Below are 5,204 nucleotides of genomic sequence, written 5' to 3'. Positions count from 1 at the left end.
GGCTTCAAAAACGCCACCGGCTACGGCGAAATCGCCGCCAACGAAGCCCTCGGCAAGCGCACCTTCGACAGCCTCAACTTCGCGCGCCCCCAACGCTTCGAGACGGTTTAACACACGCACCGACTATCCCCACCTTCCCAACATCGCCTATTGTTGACAATCTACAGGCCCTAAGAAAGTATGAAGCCATGGCAACTCTCAGTCCCCTCCTCAAGCAGGCCACTCCGGTCGTCGTCGACCATGCCCTCGGCAGCTGGATCCACGCAACTGACGGCAAGAAGTACCTCGATTTCACCACTGGAATCGGTGTTACCAGCACAGGTCACTGCCACCCTGATGTCGTAGCGGCTGCTCGTGAGCAGGTGGGCAAGATTGTCCACGCCCAGTACACCACCGTGATGCACAAGCCCTTGCTTGAGCTGACCGAAAAGCTGGGAGAGTTCCTGCCCTCGGGGCTGGACAGCGTTTTCTACGCGACCTCCGGCTCCGAGGCAGTAGAGGCCTCGGTCCGCCTGGCCCGGATGGCCACGGGGCGGCCCAACATCATCTCCTTCCACGGCGGCTTCCACGGTCGGACCGTGGGCGCCGCTTCGCTCACCACGGCCGGCACGAAGTTCCGTTCAGGCTTCTCCCCGCTCATGGGTGGAGTGCACATTGCGCCCTTCCCGCACTCCTACCGGTATGGCTGGGACGAGGAAACCGCCGTCACATTCGCGCTGAAGGAACTGGACCACCTCCTCCTGAGCATCAGCAGCCCGGCGGACACGGCCGGTTTCATCATCGAACCCGTCCTGGGCGACGGAGGCTACATCCCCACTCCCCCGGCGTTCCTCCAAGGTTTGCGCGAGCGGGCTGATCGCCACGGCATCGTACTCATCCTCGACGAGGTCCAGGCCGGTGTTGGCCGCACCGGAAAGTTCTGGGGCCACGACTGGGCAGGCATCACTCCCGACGTGGTGATCACCGCGAAGGGACTCGCCAGCGGCTTCCCCATATCAGCCATCGCCGCCTCCACCGAACTGATGGGCAAAGCCTGGGCAGGTTCACAGGGAGGCACCTACGGCGGAAACGCCGTCGCAGCCGCAGCCGGCGTCGCAACCCTGGGCGTCATCGAACGCGAGAACCTGGTGGAGAACGCCCTGGTACGGGGCGATGAACTGCGGGCAGGGCTCAACCAGCTCAAGACAGAATTTTCGGGAATCGGCAATGTCCGCGGCCGCGGCCTCATGCAGGGCGTCGAGTTTACCTCGCCGGACAACACCCCTGATTCCGCTACCGCCCTGGCAGTCCAGCAAGCAGCCATCAAGGAAGAACTGCTGCTCCTCACCTGCGGTCCGCACGGAAACGTCGTCCGCATCATCCCGGCGCTCAACGTCAGCAGCGACGAAATCCAAGCTGGCCTGACCAGGTTCACCCAGGCGCTGAAAACAGCCACCTCCTAGTATCTCCCCTACCATTTTTGAAAGCGTGACATGAGCTCCTCATTCGACCCCTCAGGGCTTCACACGGAATTGTTCATCGATGGCGCCTGGCAGAAGGCCGCCAGCGGCGCCACTTTCCCGGTGGAGAATCCAGCCACCAACGAAATCATCGCCCACGTAGCCGACGGCGGGCCGGCAGATGCAGCCTTGGCGATCAAGGCTGCAGGCCAGGCCCAGGCGGCGTGGGGCAAGTCCACTCCCCGCGAACGCGCCGACATCCTGCGACGGGCTTTTGAACTGGTCATTGCCAACACCGACCACCTGGCGGCAATCATGACCGCGGAGATGGGCAAGCCCCTTGCCGAGGCACGGGGAGAAGTGGCCTATGGCGCCGAAATGCTCCGCTGGTTCTCCGAAGAAGCCGTCCGCATTGGCGGAGACCATGCCACCTCCGTTGACGGCAACACCCGGATCATGATCACCAAGGAACCGGTCGGCCCCTGCGTGCTGGTGACCCCGTGGAACTTCCCCTTGGCCATGGGCGCCCGCAAGATCGCCCCCGCCGTCGCGGCCGGTTGCACCATGGTCTTCAAGCCTGCCGAGCTGACCCCGCTGACGTCCCTTGCCCTGGTTCAGATCTTCAGGGAGGCAGGCCTTCCCGACGGCGTCCTGAACGTCGTCACGACCTCCAGCGCCTCAACTGTGGTGGGGGCCTGGACCAGCAGCGGCATTGCACGGAAGATCAGCTTCACCGGCTCCACCGAGGTGGGCAAGATCCTGCTGCGCCAGGCGGCCGACAATGTCATGCGCTCCTCGATGGAGCTGGGTGGAAACGCCCCCTTCATCGTCCTCGCCGACGCCGACATCGAGAAGGCAGTTGATGGCGCGATGAAGGCCAAAATGCGGAACATGGGTGAGGCCTGCACTGCCGCGAACCGCTTCTTCGTCCACCGGTCAGTGGCGGAGGAATTCAGCGAGAAGTTCGCCAAGAAGATCTCCGAACTTCAGGTGGGCAACGGCGCGGTGTCGGGGACCGAGGTGGGTCCGCTGATCGAACAGAAGGGCCTGGACAAGGTCGAAAGCCTCGTGGCCGACGCGGTGTCCAAGGGTGCACGCATCCTGACGGGAGGAAGCCGTCCCGAAGGTCCGGGATACTTTTACACGCCCACTGTCCTGACGGACGTCTCATTGGACTCCGAGTTGATGAGCACCGAGATTTTCGGTCCGGTGGCAGCCATCACCCCGTTCGACAGCGAAGACGAAGTGCTTCGACTCGCCAACGACACCGAGTGGGGCCTGGTCGGCTACGTCTTTACTGAGAACATGGACAAGGCTCTCCGCTTCTCCGCAGAACTGGAAGTAGGCATGGTCGGACTGAACACCGGCCTTGTTTCCAATCCCGCAGCACCGTTCGGCGGTGTCAAGCAGTCGGGACTGGGGCGCGAAGGCGGCAAGATTGGCATCGAGGAATTTCTTGAGACCAAGTACACCGCCATAGCTGTCTAAAAGACGTGTGGCAGGCGAAAGAGTGAGATGAGGGGGATATCGATGGCGGCACCGGAAGGGCTCTTTGCACTGGAGGGAAGACCCACGGCGCAGCTGATCGCCGATCAGCTGCGGGAACAGATTGTTCAGGGCATGTTCGGTCCGGGAGAACAGATCAATGAATCTGTCTTGGCAAGCCAGCTAAACACTTCCAGGGGTCCAGTCCGTGAGGCGTTGCAGAGGCTGTGCCAGGAAGGGATCCTCGTCAGTCGGCGTAACAGGGGCGTTTTCGTCCTTGAGCTCACCACGGAAGACATCAGGGAGATCTACGCCGTACGTGAGGCTGTGGAATCAACTGCCGCGGACGCACTGCTGGACGCCGGTCCGGAACAGGTCAAGGACACCTGCCAGGTCTTAAAGGCCACCATCAGCGATATGGCAAAACAGGTTGCTGTTTCGGACTGGCAGGCGATTGCACGGCTGGACATGCAGTTCCACACCTCCCTCGTAGCCGGGGCTGGCAATACTCGCCTGATCCGGATCTATCAAACCCTCGCAGCCGAATCGAGGATGTGCATTCTCAATCTGGCCGTCGCCTATCCCCGAATCGACGTCCTCGTGCAGGAACACCAACACATCCTCGATCTCCTGCAGGCAGGCCGTCGCGAAGAACTACACAAAGCCATCACACGGCACATGGAAACAGCCGTGGAGGATCTTACCGGGACAACGGAAGAGTAACCTCCCGAGATTCTCCTTATCCGCCATTCCGTAAGAGAAGGCCAGGTCCGCTTGGATCTGGCCTTCTCTTGTGCCGTCAACAAAGATAATCCCTGTAAATTGTCGACGATCTACCGCGAGGGTGGTTGCATAGTAGGTAAGGATTGTGGCTCTGTTTTGGAAGGAGACTCCGACGAAGATGAGAATCAAGGTCCGGGTAGCCGGTGCAGGGTTGGCCGTTTTACTGGCGCTAACCGCCTGCGGGTCAAATGCCGGTAGCGATTCAGGTCAGGAAGGATCCAAGACATCGAATACGGCTGACATCTCGGAGGGCGTCCAGCCTGACGCTGCTGCTGTGGCACTTTTGCCGCAGTCCTATAAGGACAAGGGCGAACTGACGGTCGCGATGGACCTGCACTACCCGCCGACGACGTTCCTCGCGGAGGACAACACCACCCCGATCGGCCTGAACCCGGACATCGCCCGGCTCATTGCCAAAAAGCTTGACCTGAAGCTGAAGTTCGTGGACACGAAGTTCGACACGATCGTCCCGGGCCTGGACGGCGGCCGCTTCGACTTCACCGCCACGACCATGTCAAAGACCGAAGAGCGGCTCAAGGTCCTGGACATGATCGACTACTTCAGGGCCGGAAACTCCGTGGCAGCAGCCGCCGGGAACCCTTTGAACCTCACCGTTGAAACCCTGTGCGGGAAGAACATCGCCGTCACCCAAGGCTCCACCGGCCAGCTGTTGCGCCTTCCGGCCCTGAGCGAGCAGACCTGCACCTCCAAGGGCCAGCCGGCGATCAACGCCGTGACCCTGCCCAACATCCAGGACGCCCTGGTCCAGCTGCACTCCAAGCGGATCGACGGCATCCTCTACGACACGACCTCGCTCGCATGGGCCCAGAAGCAGCAGCCGGACTCCTTCACCCTCATCGGCCGGGTCAACGTCGGCTCAAGCGACCTGACCGCCGTCGGCCTGAAAAAGGGCTCCCCGCTGACCCCGGCCATGCAGGCAGCGATCCAGTCCGTCCTTGAGACCCCGGAATACAAGAAGTCCCTCGAGAACTGGGGCCTGGAGTCCGGCGCCATCACCGACGCCAAGCTCAATTAGAGGGACGCCGTGGAGAAATTCGTTCGTCAAGGAAGTGAGACCGCAATGAATGCGGTCGACCCGGCGCTCAAGCCAAGGCTCCGGCGACGAAGCACTTTCGAGTATGCCGCCTGGGTTGTGTGTAGCCTTTTGGCTTTGGGCATCCTGATCTCGGTATCAACCAACCCCAACTTCAAGTGGCATGTGGTTGCACGGTACTTTACCCACGAAACGATTCTCCGTGGTTTGATGCTGACGATCTTCCTCACGGTGGCCAGCATGGCCCTGGGAACGCTCCTGGGGCTGATGCTGGCGATTATGAGGGGCTCGAGCATCAAGCCACTCGCGGCCACTGCGGGCGTTTACATCACCCTGTTCCGGGGCACCCCGGTGCTGGTGCAGTTGATCTTCTGGTTCAACATCTCCGCGCTCTACCCGAACCTGTCCATCGGCATCCCGTTCACCGATATCGGCACCGCGAT

The 5,204-nt window shown here is 61.4% G+C and carries 5 protein-coding genes; all 5 read left to right on the top strand.

Annotation, left to right across the window (positions count from 1 at the left end):
- Positions 1-188 precede the first annotated feature (188 nt).
- Positions 189-1,442 carry an aspartate aminotransferase family protein gene (locus ACFC25_RS22625; RefSeq protein ID WP_376049339.1) on the top strand — a complete coding sequence of 418 codons (1,254 nt, stop codon included), beginning with the start codon at positions 189-191 and terminating at the stop codon, positions 1,440-1,442.
- Between the two features lie 30 nt (positions 1,443-1,472).
- The gene (locus ACFC25_RS22620; protein ID WP_337352784.1) at positions 1,473-2,927 is read left to right on the top strand and encodes an NAD-dependent succinate-semialdehyde dehydrogenase; all 1,455 of its coding nucleotides are present in this window, start codon (positions 1,473-1,475) and stop codon (positions 2,925-2,927) included.
- Between the two features lie 42 nt (positions 2,928-2,969).
- Positions 2,970-3,647 (top strand): GntR family transcriptional regulator, encoded by a 678-nt coding sequence (locus ACFC25_RS22615; RefSeq protein WP_337349249.1) that lies wholly within the window; start codon positions 2,970-2,972, stop codon positions 3,645-3,647.
- 178 nt (positions 3,648-3,825) lie between these two features.
- Positions 3,826-4,743, top strand: a complete 918-nt coding sequence (locus tag ACFC25_RS22610; protein ID WP_376049335.1) for an ABC transporter substrate-binding protein — start codon at positions 3,826-3,828, stop codon at positions 4,741-4,743.
- A 45-nt stretch (positions 4,744-4,788) separates the two neighbouring features.
- Positions 4,789-5,204 (top strand): ABC transporter permease subunit (locus ACFC25_RS22605; RefSeq protein ID WP_376049333.1); only part of this gene is annotated, 416 nt, incomplete at its 3' end.

The organism is Pseudarthrobacter sp. NPDC055928, from assembly GCF_042270935.1.
In the GTDB taxonomy this organism is placed as follows: Bacteria; Actinomycetota; Actinomycetes; order Actinomycetales; family Micrococcaceae; genus Arthrobacter.
Note: the sequence above shows the minus strand (reverse complement) of the source record. Positions and strands in the feature narration are given on the sequence as shown.